This is a genomic window from Kribbella sp. NBC_01484, assembly GCF_036227145.1.
In the GTDB taxonomy this organism is placed as follows: Bacteria; Actinomycetota; Actinomycetes; order Propionibacteriales; family Kribbellaceae; genus Kribbella.
This window is the reverse complement of the sequence record NZ_CP109437.1, coordinates 7,118,742-7,138,067: the sequence shown is the minus strand read 5'-3', so window position 1 is coordinate 7,138,067 and position 19,326 is coordinate 7,118,742. Positions and strand designations below refer to the sequence as shown.

Annotated in this window: 18 protein-coding genes and 1 riboswitch; of the genes, 5 read left to right on the top strand and 13 right to left on the bottom strand. The window is 69.1% G+C overall.

Annotated elements, in window-relative coordinates:
* The first annotated feature begins 48 nt into the window (after positions 1–48).
* Positions 49–924 (top strand): phytanoyl-CoA dioxygenase family protein, encoded by an 876-nt coding sequence (locus OG555_RS34465; RefSeq protein WP_329476864.1) that lies wholly within the window; start codon positions 49–51, stop codon positions 922–924.
* Position 925: 1 nt separating this feature from the next.
* Here the strand turns inward: OG555_RS34465 and OG555_RS34460 are convergent, their stop codons facing one another.
* The 7 genes from OG555_RS34460 to dop form a co-directional block, all read right to left on the bottom strand.
* On the bottom strand, positions 926–1,771 hold the full coding sequence (locus tag OG555_RS34460) for a bifunctional 5,10-methylenetetrahydrofolate dehydrogenase/5,10-methenyltetrahydrofolate cyclohydrolase (RefSeq protein ID WP_329476862.1): 846 nt from the start codon (positions 1,769–1,771) through the stop codon (positions 926–928).
* A gap of 29 nt (positions 1,772–1,800) precedes the next feature.
* Positions 1,801–1,889, bottom strand: a riboswitch (ZMP/ZTP riboswitch).
* Positions 1,890–3,638: a beta-N-acetylglucosaminidase domain-containing protein gene (locus OG555_RS34455; protein WP_329476860.1), complete on the bottom strand. Its 1,749-nt coding sequence runs from the start codon at positions 3,636–3,638 to the stop codon at positions 1,890–1,892.
* Positions 3,639–3,650: 12 nt separating this feature from the next.
* On the bottom strand, positions 3,651–4,265 hold the full coding sequence (locus OG555_RS34450; RefSeq protein ID WP_329476858.1) for an NUDIX hydrolase: 615 nt from the start codon (positions 4,263–4,265) through the stop codon (positions 3,651–3,653).
* Complete coding sequence (gene prcA / locus OG555_RS34445; protein WP_329476856.1) at positions 4,262–5,083, bottom strand: proteasome subunit alpha; 822 nt, start codon at positions 5,081–5,083, stop codon at positions 4,262–4,264. Before prcA ends, OG555_RS34450 begins: the two co-directional genes overlap by 4 nt.
* 38 nt (positions 5,084–5,121) lie before the next feature.
* Positions 5,122–5,964, bottom strand: coding sequence for a proteasome subunit beta (gene prcB, locus OG555_RS34440; RefSeq protein WP_329476854.1), 843 nt, complete (start codon positions 5,962–5,964; stop codon positions 5,122–5,124).
* An 8-nt stretch (positions 5,965–5,972) separates the two neighbouring features.
* Positions 5,973–6,182, bottom strand: a complete 210-nt coding sequence (locus OG555_RS34435; protein ID WP_328520636.1) for a ubiquitin-like protein Pup — start codon at positions 6,180–6,182, stop codon at positions 5,973–5,975.
* Between the two features lie 59 nt (positions 6,183–6,241).
* Entirely contained in the window at positions 6,242–7,762 is a 1,521-nt protein-coding gene (dop, locus tag OG555_RS34430) for a depupylase/deamidase Dop (RefSeq protein ID WP_329476852.1), read from the bottom strand.
* An 82-nt stretch (positions 7,763–7,844) separates the two neighbouring features.
* On the opposite strand from dop, the gene OG555_RS34425 reads away from it, so the two are divergent.
* The 3 genes from OG555_RS34425 to OG555_RS34415 all read left to right on the top strand — a co-directional run bounded on the left by OG555_RS34425 (position 7,845) and on the right by OG555_RS34415 (position 9,911).
* On the top strand, positions 7,845–8,336 hold the full coding sequence (locus OG555_RS34425) for an NUDIX hydrolase (protein ID WP_329484912.1): 492 nt from the start codon (positions 7,845–7,847) through the stop codon (positions 8,334–8,336).
* A 154-nt stretch (positions 8,337–8,490) separates the two neighbouring features.
* Entirely contained in the window at positions 8,491–9,072 is a 582-nt protein-coding gene (locus OG555_RS34420; protein ID WP_329476850.1) for an RNA polymerase sigma factor, read from the top strand.
* Positions 9,069–9,911, top strand: a complete 843-nt coding sequence (locus tag OG555_RS34415) for a hypothetical protein (protein ID WP_329476848.1) — start codon at positions 9,069–9,071, stop codon at positions 9,909–9,911. Before OG555_RS34420 ends, OG555_RS34415 begins: the two co-directional genes overlap by 4 nt.
* A gap of 16 nt (positions 9,912–9,927) precedes the next feature.
* Here the strand turns inward: OG555_RS34415 and OG555_RS34410 are convergent, their stop codons facing one another.
* Positions 9,928–10,281, bottom strand: coding sequence for a hypothetical protein (locus OG555_RS34410; RefSeq protein ID WP_329476846.1), 354 nt, complete (start codon positions 10,279–10,281; stop codon positions 9,928–9,930).
* A 60-nt stretch (positions 10,282–10,341) separates the two neighbouring features.
* The gene (locus OG555_RS34405) at positions 10,342–13,170 is read right to left on the bottom strand and encodes an ATP-binding protein (protein WP_329476844.1); all 2,829 of its coding nucleotides are present in this window, start codon (positions 13,168–13,170) and stop codon (positions 10,342–10,344) included.
* A gap of 124 nt (positions 13,171–13,294) precedes the next feature.
* Between OG555_RS34405 and OG555_RS34400 the strand changes: the two genes are divergently transcribed.
* The gene (locus OG555_RS34400; protein WP_329476842.1) at positions 13,295–14,146 is read left to right on the top strand and encodes an alpha/beta fold hydrolase; all 852 of its coding nucleotides are present in this window, start codon (positions 13,295–13,297) and stop codon (positions 14,144–14,146) included.
* A 63-nt stretch (positions 14,147–14,209) separates the two neighbouring features.
* Here OG555_RS34400 and arc read toward each other — a convergent pair whose 3' ends face one another.
* From arc to OG555_RS34380, 4 genes are all read right to left on the bottom strand, one after another.
* Positions 14,210–15,955 (bottom strand): proteasome ATPase, encoded by a 1,746-nt coding sequence (arc, locus tag OG555_RS34395; RefSeq protein ID WP_329476840.1) that lies wholly within the window; start codon positions 15,953–15,955, stop codon positions 14,210–14,212.
* A gap of 69 nt (positions 15,956–16,024) precedes the next feature.
* Positions 16,025–16,981, bottom strand: a complete 957-nt coding sequence (locus OG555_RS34390) for a tRNA (adenine-N1)-methyltransferase (RefSeq protein WP_329476838.1) — start codon at positions 16,979–16,981, stop codon at positions 16,025–16,027.
* Between the two features lie 246 nt (positions 16,982–17,227).
* Positions 17,228–18,379, bottom strand: a complete 1,152-nt coding sequence (locus tag OG555_RS34385) for a site-2 protease family protein (protein ID WP_329476836.1) — start codon at positions 18,377–18,379, stop codon at positions 17,228–17,230.
* A gap of 48 nt (positions 18,380–18,427) precedes the next feature.
* A complete protein-coding gene (locus OG555_RS34380; protein ID WP_329476834.1) occupies positions 18,428–19,291 on the bottom strand; it encodes an intradiol ring-cleavage dioxygenase in 864 nt (287 codons plus the stop codon).
* Positions 19,292–19,326 lie beyond the last annotated feature (35 nt).

Sequence of the window (19,326 nt, the reverse complement as noted above, 5' to 3'; positions counted from 1 at the left end):
GAGACCGTGAAGCCGGTCATCGCCCCCGAAGGCCGGATGGAGCATCAGATGCAGTCTGTTACCGCCGTACACAGCTTCGCCGAGGTCACCGACGAGTTGGTCGAGTCGTTCCGGCGGGACGGCTTCGTCGTCCTCGATCAGGCCGTGTCGCCCGACCAGGTCACCGCGCTCCATGCCGCGGCCGAGGCTCTGTGCCGCGGTGACCTGGGCGTCATCGACGGAGGTCCAGCCGCCGAGCCGACAGCGGATGTCCTGCGCAAGTACCTGTGCATCCACCAACCACACAAGGTGTCCGACGTGGCACTCGCGGCGTTACGGGCGCCACGGGTGGTCGCGGCGCTGACCGCGGTGATCGGGCCGAACGTCAAGGCCATGCAATCGATGCTGTTCATCAAGCCCGAGGGGAAGCCGGGCCAGGCATGGCACCAGGACGAGTTCTTCATTCCGACCAGGGACCGCTCACTGACCGCGGTGTGGATCGCGCTCGACGATGCCACCGTGGAGAACGGCTGCCTGTGGGTTCTGCCGGGCTCCCACCGCCGCGGTGTCATCTACCCCGACCGGGAGCAGGACGATCTCCGCTTCGACTGCACAGTGGAGGCGTTCGACTTCCCGTACACCGACGACGATGCCGTCCCGGTCGAGGTGCCCGCGGGTTCAGCGGTGATCTTCAACGGTTATCTGCTGCACCGATCACTGCCGAACACCGGCCGGCACGGACTCCGCCGGGCGCTCGCCAACCACTACATGAGCGCGGAGTCGCTGCTCCCCTGGCAGTCCGTGCCACCTGGAGTCCACGTCGGCAAGCACGACTACCGCGACATCGTGATGGTGGCCGGGACCGATCCGTACGCCTACAAGGGCATCGACGATCTCGCTCGCCCGCACTCCCGGCGGGACAAGGACGGCGGGTGCGACCGCTGACTCAGCCCGCCTGAGCCTCGGCGGCGTCGACGGCCTGCTCCAGCAGGAGGGCGATCGTCATCGGTCCGACGCCGCCCGGGACCGGCGTGATCAGGCGGGCGACCTGGGCCGCCTCCTCGAAGTGCACGTCGCCGATGTTGCCCTCGTTGTACCCGGCGTCGACCACGACCGCTCCCGGCTTCAGCCAGTCGCCGCGGACGAAGTCGGGTTTGCCGACCGCCGCCACCACGATGTCCGCCGTCCGGACGATCTCCGGCAGGCCGACGGTCCGCGAGTGCGTGTAGGTGACGGTCGCGTTCGATGCCAGCAGCAACATCCCGACCGGCTTGCCGAGAATCGGGCTGCGGCCGATCACGACCGCGTGCGCCCCGGCGATCGGTACGTCGTACGCCTCCAGCAGGCGCATGATCCCGCCGGGTGTCGCGGACCGGAACCCGGGATCGCCGAACGCCATCGCGGCGAACGACCGCATCGTCACGCCGTCGACATCCTTGGCCGGGTCGATCGCCTCGAACGCGGCCCGCTCGTCGATCTGCGCCGGCACCGGATGCTGCAGCAGGATCCCGTGCACCGCCGGGTCGCTGGAGAGCTTGTGAATCTCGGTGACCAGTTCGTCGGTGGTCGTGTCCGCGGGCAGTACGACGCTCCGCGACGCGATGCCGGCCTTCTTCGACCGGTTCTGCTTCATCCGCACGTACGTCGCCGACGCGGGGTCATCGCCCACCAGCACCGTCGCCAGACACGGCTGCACGCCGGTCTTCTCCCGCAGGGCCTTCGCCCTGGCGGCCGCCTGAGCCACGATCTCCGCGGCGAGGTCGGTCCCGGTCATCAGTTCGGCGGTGGTCATGCGCGCGCTCCTTCGGGCGTCGACAACAGGTCAGATGCCCAGGCGCGCGGCGCAGCCGGATCTCCGGCAGGCCGTTTCCCGGTGGTTACCCACCTCAACGCCAGTCGCGGCCCACCGGTCAGGATACCCGGGCGGTCACCTCGGCGATGAACGTGTCGGCGACACCGTCGCCGATGCGGGGGTAGGTCTGGGAGTGCGGGAGGCGGATGTCACGGATCTCCTCGGCCTGGGTGACCAGGTGGTTGATCTGGGCCTGGCTGGTGGCGACGTCCGAGCTGTTGCCCTCGGCTCCTGCTTCGAGGACGCGGAGGGCCTCGCGGAGCGCCTGACCCCAGTAGAAGCTCGCGTCGAGCCAGGCATCGGTCTCGTCGGCGAAGGACGGGTCGGACACACCGGCGCGGATCTGCGCCGGAGCGTTCTCGATCGCCTCGAAGTACGGCTCGAGCTCCGCGATCGCGCCGGCCAGGTCGCCGCCCTCCCAGGTCGCCCAGAATTCGGCGATCTTCGCGGCCAGCACCGGCGCGTTCGCCAGGTGCAGCTTCCCGTCGTAGGTCGTCAGGTCGGCGAAGACCTCGAGCGCCGCGATCGTCTCCGGGTCGCCGGAGGCCCGCTCGGCGATCGCGCGACGCCACGACGCCTGCTGGTCGTACGTCGCCGGGTTCCAGCCGAACTCCGCGAACGAGTAGAGCGCGAGCTTGCTGGCCCCGGCCTGGTTCATCGGGTTCGAGATCACGCCGACGACCTGGTCGGCCAGGCCAGGCTCGCGGTTGCTGTAGTCCGCGAGCAGGATCCGGCCGTGCGCGTAGTCGTTGACCGGATAGTTGTCCCAGATCAGGATGTCGTGCCCGAACACCGCCTTCGCTTCGGCCGCTTGTGCGCTCGTGATCGAGTGCGGGACGACACCGATCCCGGTCCAGTGCACGACGACCGCGCTATCCAGCTGTTCCCGGAGCGCCTGCTTGTACGGCGACTCGGTCACGTCGTAGTACTCGGTCGGCACCATCTGCAGCGGGGCGAGATCCGGCTTGGTCGCCACCCACTCGCGCTGGATCCGGTTCAGCAGGTCGCTCTGCGCCCGCCCGGCCCCGCCACCACCGGCGCCGTACTTCTCCTCGTCCTCGGCGCAGTGCCACTTCTCGTACTCGATGTCGTCCAGCGGCACGTTGAACGCCCGCGCGCCGAGCTCGTAGAGCGCCTCGAACTTGGCGATCAGCGCCTGGAATTCGGTGTCGTCGGTGTAGCGGATCGACAGGCCGGGCGAGAGCGCGAAGGTGAAGTCGACCTTGTTCCGCAGCGAGCGCTCGATCAGCTCGCCGAGCTCGGCCAGCTTGTCGGCCGGGTACGGGTCGCGCCACTGCTCGCGGTGGTACAGGTCGTCCTTCGGGGCGTACTGGTACGTGTTCATCCGGTGCGCGCCGAGGTAGTCCAGGTGGTCGAGCCGGTCCGCGTGCGACCACGGCGTACCGTAGAAGCCTTCGATCGAGCCGCGGTACCGCATCGTCGGCCAGTCGCGGATCTCCACGCCGTCCAGGTGGTTGCCCTGGACAAGTTGTGCGAAGGTCTGCGCGGCATAGAAAGTACCGCGCCCGTCGACGCCCTCGAGCACGACCTGATTGCCCCCGACGGCAACGACGTACCCCTCGGCCGGCAGCCCTTCAGCGGGTTGCACGTCGAGGCCGCCTCCGCCCAACCGGATCGTGACGGCCGCTTCTCCGTCGATGATCGTCTGTACGCCGGCGCGCGTCAGGGTCTCTCGGACGACGCGCTCGGCGTCAGGGTCAGTGGTCGGACCGTGCACCAGCCCGATCGTGTCGCCGAGGTCGATGCCGTCGTCGCGGCGGGTGGTCTGCTGCGGTTCTGGAGTCACGATCCCAAGCTTTCAGAGAAGTCCGGCGTGGTCGAGAGCGAGGTACGCGGCATCGATTCCCGTCATCGCGCCAGGGGTGCGGAGCTCGGTGCGGAACGCGTCCACTGTCAGCTCGACCGGGACACAGTCCTCCGTCTCGTCCAGCGCCTGCTTCCCGTCGGGACGGCAGCCGCGCGCGATCGCGACGTACTTGCGATAGATCGAGGACGCGGACGACCACTGCCAGCCGACCAGGTCGAGCGACTCACAGGTGTACCCGGTCTCTTCCTCGAGCTCCCGCGCGCCGGCCAGCGCCGGGTCCTCCCCCGGCTCGACCAGCCCGCCGGGAAGGTTCGTGACGATTCGATCCGGTCCGGCCCGGAACATCCGGACGGTCACGATCCGGCCCTCAGAGGTCAGCGGCAGGACAGTGATGCCGGCCGTGATGCCCTCCGCGGACTTCGGGCCGAACACGTCCCACTCCACCTCGCGCCCGTCCGGCAGCCGGTAGCGCCGAAGGTTCACGGTCAGGAACCGGTGGAATCCCGGCTCCTCGCCGAGCAACTCCCACGGCTGCGGATCGCCGGGACGAGACAGGTCAGCCGCCGCGGAGTCCGCGGCGGCTGAACCTTCAGCTGACTCGCTCACAGCGGCCGGTTGTCGTCCGGCTCCTCAGGTGGCGCGATAGGTACGTCGTCGGCCGAGGATGCCGGCGTGGCGTCCTCAGCGGGCTTCGCCTCGACGGGCTCAGTGGGAGTCTCGTCCGGGCTGGACTCGGACAGGATGCGCGCCAGCGTCTCCTCGGAGATCCGCTTGAACTTGCGCACCTGGGTCCGGGTCCGGTCCAGGACGGCGACCTCGATCTGATCCGGGGTCAACTGGCGGACCTCGGTGCCGTCGTGGCCGAGCGCATCCACGGCCAGCCGGAGCGCGCCGGCCAGCGAGATGCCCTCCTTGAAGTGCTCGCCGACGTAGTCCGCGACCTGCTCGGCCGGTCCACCCATCACGGCGTACCCGCGGACGTCCGCGATCGAGCCGTCGTAGGTGAGCCGGTAGATCTGGTCCTCGGCCGTGCTGGTGCCGACCTCGGCGACCAGGATCTCCACCTCGAGCGGCTTCTCACCGCCGGAGGAGAAGATCGCGCCGAGGGTCTGCGCGTACGCGTTGGCCAGCGCCCGGCCGGTGACGTCGCGCCGGTCGTAGGAGTACCCGCGCATGTCGGCCAGCCGGACGCCGGCGATCCGCAGGTTCTCGAACTCGTTGTACCGGCCGACGGCGGCGAACGCCATCCGGTCGTAGATCTCGGCCACCTTGTGCAGCGCGGGCGAGCGGTTCTCCGCGACGAACAGGATGCCGTCGGCGTACTGCAGGGCGATCGCGCTGCGGCCCTTGGCGATGCCCTTGCGGGCGAAGTCGGCCCGGTCCCGCATCAGCTGTTCGGGCGAGACGTAGAACGGAACGCTCATCGAAGGTGTCGTCCTCTATCAGTCGATCGGGATCAAGGTCAGGTCAGGGATGCCGAAGCCGGGCCGTCGGGACGATTGTGGCGCTCGGCCCAGGCCGCGTCGACGATCGCGGCGACCTCGTCCTCCGGCATCCGCCGGTAGCCGTCCGCGGTGACCACACCGACCACCGGGAAGATCCGCCGCAGCATGTCCGGACCGCCGGTCGCCGAGTCGTCGTCGGCGGCGTCGATCAGGGACTGGATCACGGCCGTGACGCAGTCGGTCACCGAGCTGTCCTCGCGGTAGAGCTTCTTCAGCGCGCCGCGGGCGAACACCGAGCCCGAGCCGACGCTGTGGAAGTGGTGCTCCTCGTAGCGCCCGCCGGTCGGGTCGTAGGAGAAGATCCGGCCGCCCTTGATGTCCGGGTCGTAGCCCGCGAACAGCGGCACCACGGTCAGGCCCTGCAGCGCCATCGAGAGGTTGCCCCGGATCAGCGCGCTCAGCCGGTTGGCCTTGCCGTCCAGGCTGAGGGTCGCGCCCTCGAGCTTCTCGTAGTGCTCCAGCTCCACCTGGAACAGCCGGACCATCTCGATCCCGAAGCCGGCGGTGCCCGCGAACGCGACCGCGGAGTACTCGTCGGCGGGGAACACCTTCTCGATGTCACGCTGGGCGATGATGTTGCCCATCGTGGCCCGCCGGTCGCCGGCCATCACCACGCCGCCGGGGAAGGTGGCCGCGACGATCGTCGTACCATGCGGGACGTCGGCGGAAAAGTCGGCCGATCCCAGGCTGCGCCGTCCCGGCAACAGGTCGGGCGCGTGCCCGGCCAGGAAGTCCATGAACGACGAGCCACCTGGGATCAGGAAGGCTTCCGGCAACCGGCCGGAGGCATCAAAAGTCATCGAGCGGTTCACTCCCCACCCTTTTGCACGAATCCGCGGACGAACTCCTCGGCGTTCTCCTCGAGGACCTCGTCGATCTCGTCCAGGATCGAGTCGACGTCGTCGTCGAGCCGCTCCTTGCGCTCCTGGGCGTCCTCCGACGCCTCGACCTGCTCGACCTCTTCCTCGGTCGACGAACGCTTCGGCTGCTTGTGCTGCTGACCGCCGTCCTTCGCCATGGCCACACACCTCCTAGAACCGCTGGAAAGGCCGCCCAACCGACCCTTCTACAGCGACCCTACCCGGCAGCACCCCCAGTGATGGTGCGAACCAGGTCACTCGCGGTGTCGCATTGGTCGAGAAGTGCCCCGACATGCGCTTTCGTGCCCCGCAGCGGGTCCAGCGTCGGGATCCGCTGCAGCGACTCCTTGCCGGGCAGATCGAAGATCACCGAGTCCCAGGAGGCGGCCGCCACCTGCGGCGCGTACTGCTGCATGCAGCGGCCGCGGAAGTACGCCCGGGTATCGGTCGGCGGGTGCGAGACCGCCATCCGGATCTCCTCGTCGGACACCAGCCGCTGCATCCGGCCGGCCTTCACCAACTTGTAGTAAAGACCCTTGTCCGGGCGCAGGTCTGCGTACTGCAGGTCGACGAGATGGAGCTTCGAGTCGTCCCAGTCCAGGCCGTCGCGGTCGCGGTACGACTGGAGCAGTTTGTACTTCGCCACCCAGTCGAGCTGGTCGGCCAGCTTCATCGGGTCGGTGGCGAGCTGGTCGAGCACCTGCTCCCAGCGGTGCAGCACGTCCTTGGTCTGCCGGTCCGCGTCGTCGCCGTACTTGTCCTCGACGTACTTGCGGGCCTGCTCGAGGTACTCCGTCTGCAACTGGACCGCGGTCAGCTTGCGGCCGTCCTTGAGCGTCAACAGGTGTGTGCAGGTCGGGTCGTGGCTGACCTCGTGCAGCGTGCTGACCGGGCGGTCGACGCCGAGGTCGTCGGTCAGCCAGCCGTCCTCGATCATCGACAGCACGAGCGACGTCGTCCCGACCTTCAGGTACGTCGAGATCTCGGACAGGTTCGCGTCGCCGATGATCACGTGCAGGCGGCGGTAGCGGTCGGGATTCGCGTGCGGCTCGTCGCGGGTGTTGATGATCGGCCGCTTCAGCGTCGTCTCCAGCCCGACCTCGACCTCGAAGTAGTCGGCGCGCTGGCTGATCTGGAAACCGTGGGCGGCGCCGTCCTGGCCGATGCCGACACGGCCGGCGCCGGTGACCACCTGACGGCTCACGAAGAACGGCGTCAGGTGCCGCACGATCGACGCGAACGGCGTGGACCGGCGCATCAGGTAGTTCTCGTGCGAGCCGTACGACGCGCCCTTGTTGTCGGTGTTGTTCTTGTACAGGTTCAGCGGCGGGGCGCCGGGGATCTGGCGCGCCTGCCGGGCGCCTTCCATGATCACCAGCTCGCCGGCCTTGTCCCACACCACGACGTCGCGCGGGTTGGTGCACTCGGGGGCGGAGTACTCCGGGTGGGCGTGGTCGACGTACAGCCGGGCGCCGTTGGTGAGGATCACGTTCGCCAGGCCGGTCTCCTCGTCGGTGAGCTGGCTGGAATCAGCCACCTCCCGGCTGAGGTCGAAGCCGCGCGCGTCCCGCAGCGGGTGCTCCTCGTCGAAGTCCCACCGGGTCTTCCGCGCGAGCGGCTGCGTCTGGGCGTAACCGTTCACCACCTGGCTCGAGGTCAGCATCGGGTTGGCCCCGGGCTGGCCGGGCACCGAGATGCCGAACTCGGTCTCGGTTCCCATGATCCGCCGAACACTCATGCGAACGAGCCTACGCGGTGCGGCCGACTAAAGGTGTTGCCGTGTCCACAGGGTTACGTGTGAAACTGCGCCCGTGGACGAAATGGTGGCGATCCTGGACGAAGACAACCGTGTCGCCGGATCGGCGCCCCGCTCGGTCATGCGCCGGGACAACCTGCGCCACGCGGCCACCGGCGTACTCGTCCGGAATCCGGCCGGCGACATCTACGTGCACCGTCGTACGCCGACCAAGGACGTCTACCCGGGCCGGTACGACTTCGCCGCCGGAGGCGTCGTCGCGGCCGGCGAGGACCCGTACGACGCCGTGGTCCGAGAGCTGGCCGAGGAGCTCGGGATCACCGGTGCCGAGCTGGTGCGGTTGCCGGAGGGCGACTATGCCGACGAGCACACCCGCTACCGCGCGTACCTGTACAGCTGCGTCTGGGACGGCCCGGTGAAGCACCAGCCGGAGGAGGTCGACTGGGGCGCGTGGATGTCCCCGGCCGACCTCGTCGCCAAGCTGGACGACCCCACCTGGTCCTTCATGCCCGACACCGCCGCCCTGCTCGGCCCGCTGGTCAGGAGTCTGGTGTGACGATCACGCACGGCTGGGACAGCCACGCCTGGATCGAGGGCCCGTGGTTCGCGGACTCAGCGACATCTTGGCCGCGCTCTGATGCAACCATCGGGTTGGTGTCCGGTCATTACCCGGTGTGAAGATCATCCTGACTGACGATACGGAGCCGGTCATGGCTACGGGATCCGATCCGGAGCTTTGGGAGCGGTTGCGCACCGGCGACCACTTCGCGCTGGGCGAGCTCTTCGACCGCTACGCGGACGACGTGCACGCCTTCGCGTTCCGGCGGACCGCTTCCTGGAGTACTGCCGAGGACGTGGTCCAGGCGACGTTCCTGAGCACCTGGCGGCGATTCCAGCGCAACCCACCAGGCCCGCTGACCGGGCCCAGCGCCCGCGGCTGGCTGCTGATGGTAGCCAGCAACGAGTGCCGGACCCTCTTCCGTACAGCGAGCCGGCTGCGCAAATTGCTGGATCGTCTGCCCGACCCGGCGCCCGAGGGCGATCACGCCCCCGAGGTCGCTCGCCGGCTGGACGACGAGCGCCGCATGTCGGCGATCCGTCGCGCCGTGGCCCAACTTCCCCGGCACGAACGGGAGACCCTCGAGCTCGTTGTCTGGTCCGGTCTCACGATGGCCGAGGCCGCGGACGCGCTCGGCGTACCGGTCGGAACGGTCAAGGCCCGGCTCCACCGCACCCGTCGCCGTTTCCCGGATCTGCTGACGCGGGTCGCGCTCACCGAGGAGCTCTCATGAACATCCGTCTCGACCCGCCACCCGTCCCTCCGTTGACCTCGTCCCAGCGGTCCCAGCTGCGCAACCGGGTCATGGACAAGTCCAGGCCCACGCGCGACCACTCAACCCGGCGTTGGATCGCCCCGATGGTGGCCGTCGGATCCGTGGCAGCCGTGGTCGCCGGCACGCTCGTCATCACCAACAAGCCTTCCAGCGATCCCGGAGTCGCCGGCACACCGGCCCAAACCCCGACCCAGGCGCAGGCGCCCGCCAGGATCGGCGTCGATCTCGGAGCGGTGCCGCGGGCCGACGTGTCCAAACTCCTCGGCGACTGCACGTTCCCGCGGGCGGACGAGGGCGGCGTCGTCAAGATCCTCTGGAGCCGCCACGTACGGGGCATCACCACGGACAGCACCACATCGGTGGCGGTGGCCCTGAACTCAACGGGCAGTCATCCCGCATCCGCCATGCTGGGGTACAGGTTCTGCATGACACGCGTGCCGCCGTCCGCCAAGCTCGGCGCCGTCGGCAGCGTCGGTATCGTCGCCGATCAGGCCTGGACCGCCCGCCCGACGGCCGAGCGAGGCCTGGTGGCGCTCGGCGGGTCGGACACCGACTTCACGAACGACCTCGGCACCCTGCAGGCGTGGACGATCTACCGGGCCCGGCCGGATATCGCCAGAGTCGAAGCCCGGTACGTGTTGAACGGCAAAGCCGGTGAGTGGACCAAGGGGGTCGTCGACGGCGGCTTCGCCTACACGGAGGTCCAGGCGCACGGGAAGTTCACGGTGGGCCAGCGCCTCAAGGCGGAGGTCCGCGCGTTCGACGCCGCCGGCAAACCGGTACCGGTCAAGGGGTAGCCGGGCCGGGCTCGGGTCAGCGCCGGCGGTAGTCCGGCCTGCCCGCGATCCGCGAGATCGAGCGAGCCAGGTTGATCCCGACCAGACCACCCCAGCAGACGATCACCGCGATCGTGCCCTCCTGAGTGGCCGCGATCGCGGTGATCGGAATACCCATGACCACGGACACGATGGCGAGCGCGAGACCGCCCGGATCGTTCTCCCGGCTCTCCTTGACCGGCTTGGCCGGCGCGGCGACGGGGACCTGGGCGGCGCGTGCATCCAGCTTCTCCAGGAAGCTGTCGATCAGCTCCGCCTCGTACTCCGGTCCCAGCTCCTGCCGCGCGGCCACCGCCGCACGCAGGTCCTTCCGCACCTCATCCGTCGCCATACCAGCAAGCTAAACCCGCCCCCACCTCCCCGTAATCAGGGGAAACCCCGGTCGCACCCTTCAGCTGGGCGCGGACATCCGGTGGGCGATCGCGGCGGCCTCGATCCGGTTGGCCGCGCCGAGTTTCTGCAGGATGTGCGACACGTGGACGCCGACCGTCCGAACGCTGATCACCAGCGCCACCGCGATCTCACGGTCGGTGCAGCCGCGGGACAGCAGGGTCAACACCTCGGCCTCGCGTCCTGTCAGCCCGAGAACCTCGTCAAGACCTTCGGTGGGCTCAGTCCCGGCCGACGGGTTTGCCAGCCGCAGGCGGGCCAGTTCGGCGAGCAATTCGAGCTCGCGCCGCAACGGCTGCGCACCGATCCGGACCGCGATCTCGTACGCCGAACGGGCAGGAATGCTCGCCTCGGCCCGGGACGCTCCGGCCGTGACCAAGGCCTCCGCCTGGCGCCACCGGCAGTAGGCGGTGAGCGGTACACGGTCGAGGTCTGCCCAGCGGCCCGCGACGTCGGCCCACAGCTCAGGACCGACGACGCCCCGGGCGCGCTGGTACTCAGCGTCGGCCAGCCCGAACCAGGCGCTGCCGACCGGCGTCACCGATGCGGCGTCCTCGGCAGCACGGCGGGCGACCGCGATCAGTTGATCAGCGTGGTCGAGCACGCTCCGCTCCGCGGCGGCATCGCGTCGGGTCCTGGCGACCGCGGCAAGCTCTGCCTGTGCCCGCAAACCCTTTGCACAGAACCAAACCCGAAGCTGCGCGGCCCCGACGGAGCCGATCCGTTCCAAGGCCCCGTTCGTGTGATCCGCGGCGTCGGCCCAACGCCGCTCCCACAGCGCGAGTTCGGCCAGGTAAACGTCGTAGATGCCGAGCCCTCGATCCGGACGCAGGGTCTCGAGCGCGGCGTCGAGGTGCTCCCGGGCCGCGACGAAGTCGCCGCGGCCGACCTCGAGATCGGCTCGAAGCATCAGCAGCATGTACGGGAAGCTCGCCATGGTCGATCGCAACGCGGCCGTGCTCAGTGCATCGGCCTCGTCCCACTCGCCCAGCGCGAGCAGCGCCTCGATCACATTCGAGACCAGTACGGCGCTGTCGATGCCGTACCGGTGGACCGCCTCCAGACCCTGGCGGCCGACCTGGACGGACTCCCGTAGCCGACCGAGCATCGTCAGGGAATCGGTCAGATTGGTGTACACCCGATCCAGCCCGATCCGGTCACCGATCTCCTCGGCCAGCCGCAGCGCCTCGCCAAGGTCGGACAGACCCTCCTCCGTCCTGCCCAGATAGACGTGGCTGGCGCCGCGCACAGTCAGCGCCCGCACCAGTGCCTCGCCGGCCCCGGCGTCACGCGCGAGCACCAACGCCTCCTCGGCCAGCCGTGCGGATGCCGCGTGGCGCCAGGCCACCATCAGGCCGCCGGCGAGCGAGGCGAGTACGTACGCCCGATCCGGCAGCGGCTCGGCCGGTGCGAGCTCGACGGCCCGCTCGAGCGCCGCGAGCCCGGACAGGTCGCTGCCGACCCCGTGGAGGTATTCACCCAGCCGTACCTGCAGCAGCGCCGCCCGGCGCCGATCGCGGAGTCCGGCCAGGTCGATCGCGCGCCGCGTGAGCTCGACCGCCCGCGGCGCCTCGCCGGTCTCGCCGGCGAGCTCTGCTGCCCACGTACAGACGCCGGCCAGATCGGACCCGGCGAGCTCGGCCGCGTTCGCCACCGCCGGCCACAGCGAGATCGCCCTTTCCAGATGGGTGCGCGCCTCGGCGAGACCGGCGACGGCCACCGCCTCGCGAGCGGCGGCGACCGACGCCGCCAGCGCCTCCGCCGCGCGCCCCGCGGCCGCCCAGTGCGGTGCCAGCTCAGCCGGCGCGGCCGCGTCAGTGCGCGACAACTCCTCAGCGAGGCGTTCGTGGATCTCCTCGCGCTCGCCCGGCAGCAGAGTCGCGTAGACCGCCTCCGCCAAGAGTGCATGCCGGAATCGAAAGCTGCTCGCCGTCGGCTCGGCGACCAGCACGCCGTACTCGACCGCCTGCCGCAGCGCTGCGCGAACGTCCTGCTCGGGCATCAGCGCGACCGCTCGCAGCAGCGCGTATCCGACCTCCCGGCCGGCGGCCGAGGCGATCCGGACGACCGCCCGGGCCTGCTGATCGAGCCGGTCGACCCGTTGCAGCAAGAGCTCACGCAGGCCTCGGGGCAGACCGCCGTCGCCGGCCGCGGCGATCAGTTCCTGCGCGAAGAACGGATTGCCCTCGGACCGGACCACGATCGCATCAGCGTTGGCGGTGGCCCGTGGCGGAACGTCGTACGCCGCGACGAGTGCGGCCAGCTCGTCACGGTCGAGCGGTCCGAGATCCACGAGCACTGCCGATCCCGAACGGCGTACTCCGTTGGCGAGCCGGAGCATGCGCTCACTCGACGACGGCTCGTCCGCCCGGTACGTCGCCACCAGCAGCACCGGCCGGTCGTCGAAGTACTGCGCGAGGTACACCACGAGATCGAGCGTGGACGTGTCCGCCCAGTGCAGGTCTTCGAGCACGAGCAGCACCGGTGCAAACTCCGCCCGGCCCGTGAGCAGACCCAGGATGTTCTCGAAGACGCGGAACTGCTGGCCGTCGGCCTGAGGGAGGTCACCGACCGGACGCAGCGCCTGCGCGAACGGCTGGTACGGCAGCTCGGTGCCGACCAGATCGATCGAGCGCCCGAGCAGGACTTCGAAGCCGGCGTCCCGGGCGCGTGCGGACAGCTCGGCGGTCAACCGGGTCTTGCCTATGCCGGCGTCACCCGCGATCAGGACGGTCCCGCCACGGCCAGTCCGGGCGGCGTCCAGTACGCCCTCGAGCGCCTCGAGTTCACGGGCGCGGCCGACGAACACATCGCTCGCGCGAGCCTTCATCTGGTCAGTATCACGCCGCATCGGCTACGTAGGCGGCGGACCAGGGATACGTAGCCCGTTCCGGATGCCGTTCTTGCCGCCGCACGGTCACGATCGAGTCGACCGAACGAGCCGAGGAGGGGCCATGACAGCAGTCATCGAGCAGCCGACAATCCATACCGTGCCGGGCGGTGGCGGTCTGCGCCTGCACGTGCGCGAATGGGGCCGGACGGACGGGCCGCCGATCGTGTTCATCCACGGTCTGTCGCAGAGCCATCTGTGCTGGCGCAAGCAGTACGAGAGTGCGCTGGCCGGCGAGTTCCGGCTCGTCGCGTACGACCTGCGCGGGCACGGCATGTCAGAGGCACCGCTGGAGCAGGAGCAGTACACCGACGCCCGCCTATGGGCCGACGACCTGGCCGCGGTCATCGAGCGGCTGCAGCTCGACCGGCCGGTCCTGGTCGGTTGGTCGTACGGCGCGTTCGTCATCTGCGACTATGTGCGAGCGTACGGCGAGGACCGGATCGGCGGGATCGACTTCGTCGGCGGCGCGGTCCGGCTCGGTCCGGCGGCGTACGGCACCCTGATCGGCCCCGGCTTCCTGGACAACTTCCCCGACCTGATCGCCGAGGACCTGCCGGCCAACATCCGCGGTGCGCGCGGTCTGATCCAGGCCTTCCCGGCCAGCCCGTTCACGGCCGACGACACAGAGCTGCTGCTCGCGGCGAGCATGACAGTCCCGGCCCGGATCCGGGCCAACCTGGCGGCCCGCGAGATCGACGAGGACGACGTACTGCGGACGCTCACGGTGCCGCTCGTGGTCACCCACGGCCGCGCCGACACGGTGGTGCTCCCGGCGATGGCCGAACACGTGCTGGCGACCTGCCCGACCGCTGAGGCCGCCTGGTACGACGGAGTCGGCCACACCGTGCACCTGGAGCAACCCGAGCACTTCAACCGCGAACTGGCCGCGCTCAGCCGTCGGGTCGCCGGGTAGTCCTGGAATGCCGAACGGCCGCCGGTCAGCTCAGGGGCTGATCGGCGGCCGTTCGCGGTGTTCTTACAGGTACTGACCGGTGTTGGTGGCGGTGTCGATGGAACGGCCGGGCTCGGTGCCCTGCTTGCCGGAGATGAGGGTACGGATGTAGACGATCCGTTCGCCCTTCTTGCCGGAGATGCGGGCCCAGTCGTCCGGGTTGGTGGTGTTCGGGAGGTCTTCGTTCTCCTTGAACTCGTCCACGCACGCCTGCAGCAGGTGCTGCACCCGCAGGCCCTTCTGGTTCTCGTCCAGGTAGGCCTTGATCGCCATCTTCTTGGCCCGGTCGACGATGTTCTGGATCATCGCGCCCGAGTTGAAGTCCTTGAAGTACAGGACCTCCTTGTCACCGTTGGCGTAGGTGACCTCGAGGAACCGGTTCTCGTCGGCCTCGGTGTACATCCGCTCGACGGTGCGCTGGATCATCCCGTTCACGCACTCCGCCTTGTCGCCGCCGAACTCGCTCAGGTCGTCGGCGTGCAGCGGCAGGGTGGTGGTCAGGTACTTCGAGAAGATGTCCCGGGCCGCCTCGGCGTCGGGGCGCTCGATCTTGATCTTCACGTCCAGCCGGCCCGGCCGCAGGATCGCCGGGTCGATCATGTCCTCGCGGTTGGAGGCACCGATGACCAGGACGTTCTCCAGGCCCTCGACACCGTCGATCTCGCTCAGCAACTGCGGGACGATGGTGTTCTCGACATCGGAGGAGACCCCGCTTCCGCGGGTGCGGAACAGCGAGTCCATCTCGTCGAAGAACACGATCACCGGCATACCCTCGGAGGCCTTCTCCCGGGCCCGCTGGAAGACCAGCCGGATGTGCCGCTCGGTCTCACCGACGTACTTGTTCAGCAGCTCGGGGCCCTTGATGTTCAGGAAGAAGGACTTCTGCCCGTCCACCCCGGTCCGCTCGGCGACCTTCTTGGCCAGCGAGTTCGCCACCGCCTTCGCGATCAGCGTCTTGCCACAGCCCGGCGGGCCGTACAGCAGGACGCCCTTCGGCGGCTTCAGCTCGTGCTCCAGGAACAGGTCCTTGTGCAGGTACGGCAGCTCGACCGCGTCCCGGATCTGCTCGATCTGACCGCTCAGACCGCCGATCTGGGTGTAGTCGATATCGGGGACCTCTTCGAGGATCAGCTCCTCGACCTCGGACTTCGGGATCTTCTCGTAGACGTAGCCGGAGCGGGGCTCCAGCAACAGCGAGTCACCGGCCCGCAGGGCCTGGTCCATCAGCGGTGAGGCGAGCCGGACGACGCGTTCCTCGTCTGCCTGCGCGATCACCAGCGCCCGCTCGCCGTCGGCCAGCAGCTCCTTCAGCATCACCACGTCGCCGACGACCTCGAAGTCACAGGCCTCGACCACGTTGAGTGCTTCGTTCAGCATCAGCTCCTGGCCGAGCTTGAGCGCGTCCAGGTCGACCGACGGGCTGGCCGCGACCCGGAGCTTGCGGCCACCGGTGAACACGTCCAGCGTGTCGTCTTCGTTGCGTCCGAGGAAGGTGCCGAATCCGGACGGCGGTTGGGCCAGCCGGTCGACTTCCTCCTTCAGGGCGATGATCTTCTCTCGCGCCTCCCGCAGCGTGTCGGCCAGCCGCTCGTTCTGAGCGGTGACACTCGCCAAGGAGGCCTGGGTTTCGGACAGTCTGCTTTCGAGCGACCGGCTGTCCGCCGGGTGCTCGAGCAGCCGACGTCGCAACGCCGCGACCTCGGCTTCCAGGTACCGGACCTGGTTACGCAGCTCTGCCGCGGTAGGACTCTCGTCTCCAGCCACGATCATCACCTCACCATGTGGGGCTCGACCCTATGGACCTTACCCAGAAAACCTCGCCGGGCAAGCTGTATCCCATCACGTGTCGGTTGCGGATGAATCAGTTGCCTTCGGCATGTCGTCGGATGTCTCGGCACGGCGCGGCCCCACGTAGTCGTCGCCGTATGCGCCTGGTGCGGGCCGGCGCTTCTTGCGGGGTGCCTGCACCCCGTGCGCCATCCGCCTAGCGGTGACCAGAAAAGCTGTGTGACCTTGCATTCGGTGTCCCGGGCGGACCGCGAGACCCTCTACATGCCAGTCTCGCACGAGCGACTCCCAGGCGCGCGGCTCCGTGAACTCACCGTGTGCCCTCAGCGTCTCCACAAACCGGCTCAGCTGCGTCGTGGTGGCCACATAGGCACACAGCACGCCACCGGGTGAAAGCGCCTCAGCGGCGGCGTCAACGCACTCCCAGGGCGCCAGCATGTCCAGGACGATGCGGTCCACGTCCTGCTCGTTCAGCTTCTCGACCAGGTCGCCGACCTCGAGCCGCCAGGCCGGGTGCTCGCCGCCGAAGAAACCGGTCACGTTCTTCCGGGCGACCTCGGCGAAGTCCTCCCGCCGCTCGAACGAGACGACCTGCCCGTGGATCCCGACCGCCCGCAGCAGCGCCGTGGTCAGCGCGCCGGAGCCGGCCCCGGCCTCGACCACCTTCGCGCCCGGGAAGATGTCGGCCATCGTCACGATCTGCGCGGTGTCCTTCGGATAGATCACCGCCGCGCCCCGGGGCATCGACACCGAGTAGTCGGCCATCAACGGCCGCAACGCCAGGTACTCGACGCCGCCCTTGGACCTGATCACCACCGCGTCCGGCCCGTCGATCAGGTCGTCGTGCGCGATCCCGCCCTTGGTGGTGTGGAAGATCTTCCCGCGCTCCAGGAACACCGAGTGCCGCCGGTTCTTGGAGTCCTGCAGGGTGATCCACTCCCCCGCCTGCAAGGGGCCGTGATGGACCCCGGAGAACGCCTGGTCGGGAAAGTCGCGCAAGTCAGCCATAAGGCGCTCACCTTAACTTTGAGTCACCCCGATCCCCGAATCCCACCACCACCCACGCCGCCCCTCGCCACAACCCTCCGCCTCGGTGGATATCCACTGACTTGGAGGGTTGCCCACTCAGATTCTCAGGGGGCAACCCTCCACCTCGGTGGTTATCCCCTGAGCTAGAGGGTTCGCCGAGCGGACGGGGTGGGCGCGGCGAGGTGGAGTGGAGGCGGCGGGGTAGGCCGGGGTCGGGTGGGGAATTCAGCGGCCGCGGAACGCGCGTTCGATGTCGGCGGTCGCGAGTACGCCGTACACGGCGCCGGTGGCGTCCAGGACCAGGTACTCCGAGGCGGGGTGCTCGCGGACAGTGGCGAGGATCTCCTCGCCGGTGTCGTTGATGCCGATGATGTGGCCCGCGCCGATGCGCGTCGCGACCTCGCTCACGGTGGTCCACGGGCGCTGGTTCGGTGCCACGGCGGTCACCGCGGACTCGGACACCAGCGCGTGCGGCTTGCCGTCGCCGTCGATGACCACGACCGCTCCGGCCTGCGACGCCCCGGCCAACCGGACCGCTTCGGAGATCGGCGTACCGGAGTGGACCGCGATCGCGCGGCGGGCCAGCGTGCGGACCTGCAGGGCGGGCAGCTTGCGCCGGAGCCGGGCCTGCATCAGCGACGCTGTGGACCCCATCCACAGGAACCATCCGACCAGGGCCGCGATGATGAAGTCGATGAACGACGGCTGCCGGTTCCAGATCTCCTCGATCAGGACGGGGGCCGACAGCACCAGCAACGCGAGCACCCGGCCGGCCCACGCGGCCACGACGGTGCCGGTGTGCATGTTGCCGGTCAACTTCCAGACCGCCGCCCGCAGCACCCAGCCGCCGTCCAGCGGCAGCCCGGGGAGCAGGTTGGTGACGCCGACGATCAGGTTCGCGATGCCGAGCTCCCAGAGCGCGACGTACCCGACGCCCTCGTCGAAAGCGCGGGAGCCGAGGTAGGCGAGCCCGCCGACGATCAGCGAGGCGACCGGGCCGACCACCGAGACGGCGAATTCCTCGAATGGTGACTTCCGCTCGCCCTCGATATGTGTGCCGGCCGCGAAGAAGCCGAGGTTGATCTCGGACACCGGGATGCCGAACCGCATCGCCATCAAGGCGTGCGCCAGCTCGTGCACCAGGATCGACAGTGTGAACGCGACCACGAACGCGAACGCGGCCAGATAGCGCCAGCCGCCCAGATCCGGGAACTGCTGCCCGATGATGGCGGCGAACCCGATCGCCAGCAGCATCGCCACCGGCAGCCAGGTGAACCGCATGGTCAGCCGGATGCCGCGGACACGACCGATCACCCAGGTTCCCGGTGGTGGGCCGGCCGGCTGGGCGGGGTTCTGGGGATCGCGCGGTTCTGGCATCGACCCAACGCTACTTGTCCGGCGGTAACACCACGCTACATACCCACCTCACACGCCGACGCCGAGCGTGGCGACGTACCCCTCGGTCGCGTTTCCGGTGACCGTCGCGAGCTGATGTGCGCCGCCGTCGTCGCCGAACACGTTGTCGTTCTCCAGGGATGTCCGGGCCAGGTTCTGGGCGCTGCCGTCGTAGCCGTCGGTGGCGTAGACCGTGTCGCACGCGTCCTTGGGCAGGGCGAGTTGGGAGGTCCTGGTGATCTTCCCGGCCGCGGTCGTGTCGTTCAGGCTCGAGTAGACCTCGAAGTGGATGTGCGGCCAGCGGCCCATGTACGCCGCCGGGAAGATCGTGGTGAAGGTGACCTTGCCGGTGGAGTCCGCGGCCTGGACGCCGCGGAGATAGTTCTCGTCGGTGGCGCCGTCGGAGTAGAGCGAGTAGCGGCCCTGGGCGTCGCAGTGCCAGAGGTAGACGGCCGCGCCGTTCAGCGGGGTGTCCTTGTCCGCGTCGAGGATGGTGAGCTCGACAGTCAGGGGTACGCCGCTCGCCACACCGGATGCGGATCCGAAGGACTTGGTGATGTCGCTGCGGACGATGCCGGACTCGGTCAGCACGTCCGGTCCGTTGGAGCCGTCAGCCGGGTACGGCCCACCGGTCTCTTGCGGGATCTCGTCGATGTCCGTCGCACCGGAGGTGGTGGAGGCGGTCGGCGAGCTCGAGGTGGTGGACGCCGTCGGCGAGGTCGAGGCAGTGGTCGGATCGGCTGTGACCGAGCCGGTGTCGTCCGCCGAGCAGCCGGCCACCGCGGCAAGGCCGGCCCCGGCGAAGAGGCCGAGGAAGCGTCGGCGATGCAGCGTGCCCAGGTCGTACTCCAGGCCCAGGTCGTGTTCACGGGGTGGCTTCGGTGGCGGCGTCATGGGACCAGCCTGGCAACTGGAGCCGATGGTCGGCC

Bases quoted from the DNA above. Each gene is read 5' to 3' on its own strand.
- OG555_RS34390 (WP_329476838.1), bottom strand. From the start codon at position 16,981: ATGGCTGACTTGCGCGACTTTCCCGACCAGGCGTTCTCCGGGGTCCAT.
- arc (WP_329476840.1), bottom strand. From the start codon at position 15,955: ATGATCGTGGCTGGAGACGAGAGTCCTACCGCGGCAGAGCTGCGTAAC.
- OG555_RS34405 (WP_329476844.1), bottom strand. From the start codon at position 13,170: ATGAAGGCTCGCGCGAGCGATGTGTTCGTCGGCCGCGCCCGTGAACTC.
- OG555_RS34465 (WP_329476864.1), top strand. From the start codon at position 49: ATGCAGTCTGTTACCGCCGTACACAGCTTCGCCGAGGTCACCGACGAG.
- OG555_RS34400 (WP_329476842.1), top strand. From the start codon at position 13,295: ATGACAGCAGTCATCGAGCAGCCGACAATCCATACCGTGCCGGGCGGT.
- dop (WP_329476852.1), bottom strand. From the start codon at position 7,762: ATGAGTGTTCGGCGGATCATGGGAACCGAGACCGAGTTCGGCATCTCG.
- OG555_RS34460 (WP_329476862.1), bottom strand. From the start codon at position 1,771: ATGACCACCGCCGAACTGATGACCGGGACCGACCTCGCCGCGGAGATC.
- OG555_RS34385 (WP_329476836.1), bottom strand. From the start codon at position 18,379: ATGCCAGAACCGCGCGATCCCCAGAACCCCGCCCAGCCGGCCGGCCCA.
- prcB (WP_329476854.1), bottom strand. From the start codon at position 5,964: ATGACTTTTGATGCCTCCGGCCGGTTGCCGGAAGCCTTCCTGATCCCA.
- OG555_RS34415 (WP_329476848.1), top strand. From the start codon at position 9,069: ATGAACATCCGTCTCGACCCGCCACCCGTCCCTCCGTTGACCTCGTCC.
- OG555_RS34420 (WP_329476850.1), top strand. From the start codon at position 8,491: ATGGCTACGGGATCCGATCCGGAGCTTTGGGAGCGGTTGCGCACCGGC.
- OG555_RS34435 (WP_328520636.1), bottom strand. From the start codon at position 6,182: ATGGCGAAGGACGGCGGTCAGCAGCACAAGCAGCCGAAGCGTTCGTCG.
- OG555_RS34410 (WP_329476846.1), bottom strand. From the start codon at position 10,281: ATGGCGACGGATGAGGTGCGGAAGGACCTGCGTGCGGCGGTGGCCGCG.
- OG555_RS34380 (WP_329476834.1), bottom strand. From the start codon at position 19,291: ATGACGCCGCCACCGAAGCCACCCCGTGAACACGACCTGGGCCTGGAG.
- prcA (WP_329476856.1), bottom strand. From the start codon at position 5,083: ATGAGCGTTCCGTTCTACGTCTCGCCCGAACAGCTGATGCGGGACCGG.
- OG555_RS34425 (WP_329484912.1), top strand. From the start codon at position 7,845: ATGGTGGCGATCCTGGACGAAGACAACCGTGTCGCCGGATCGGCGCCC.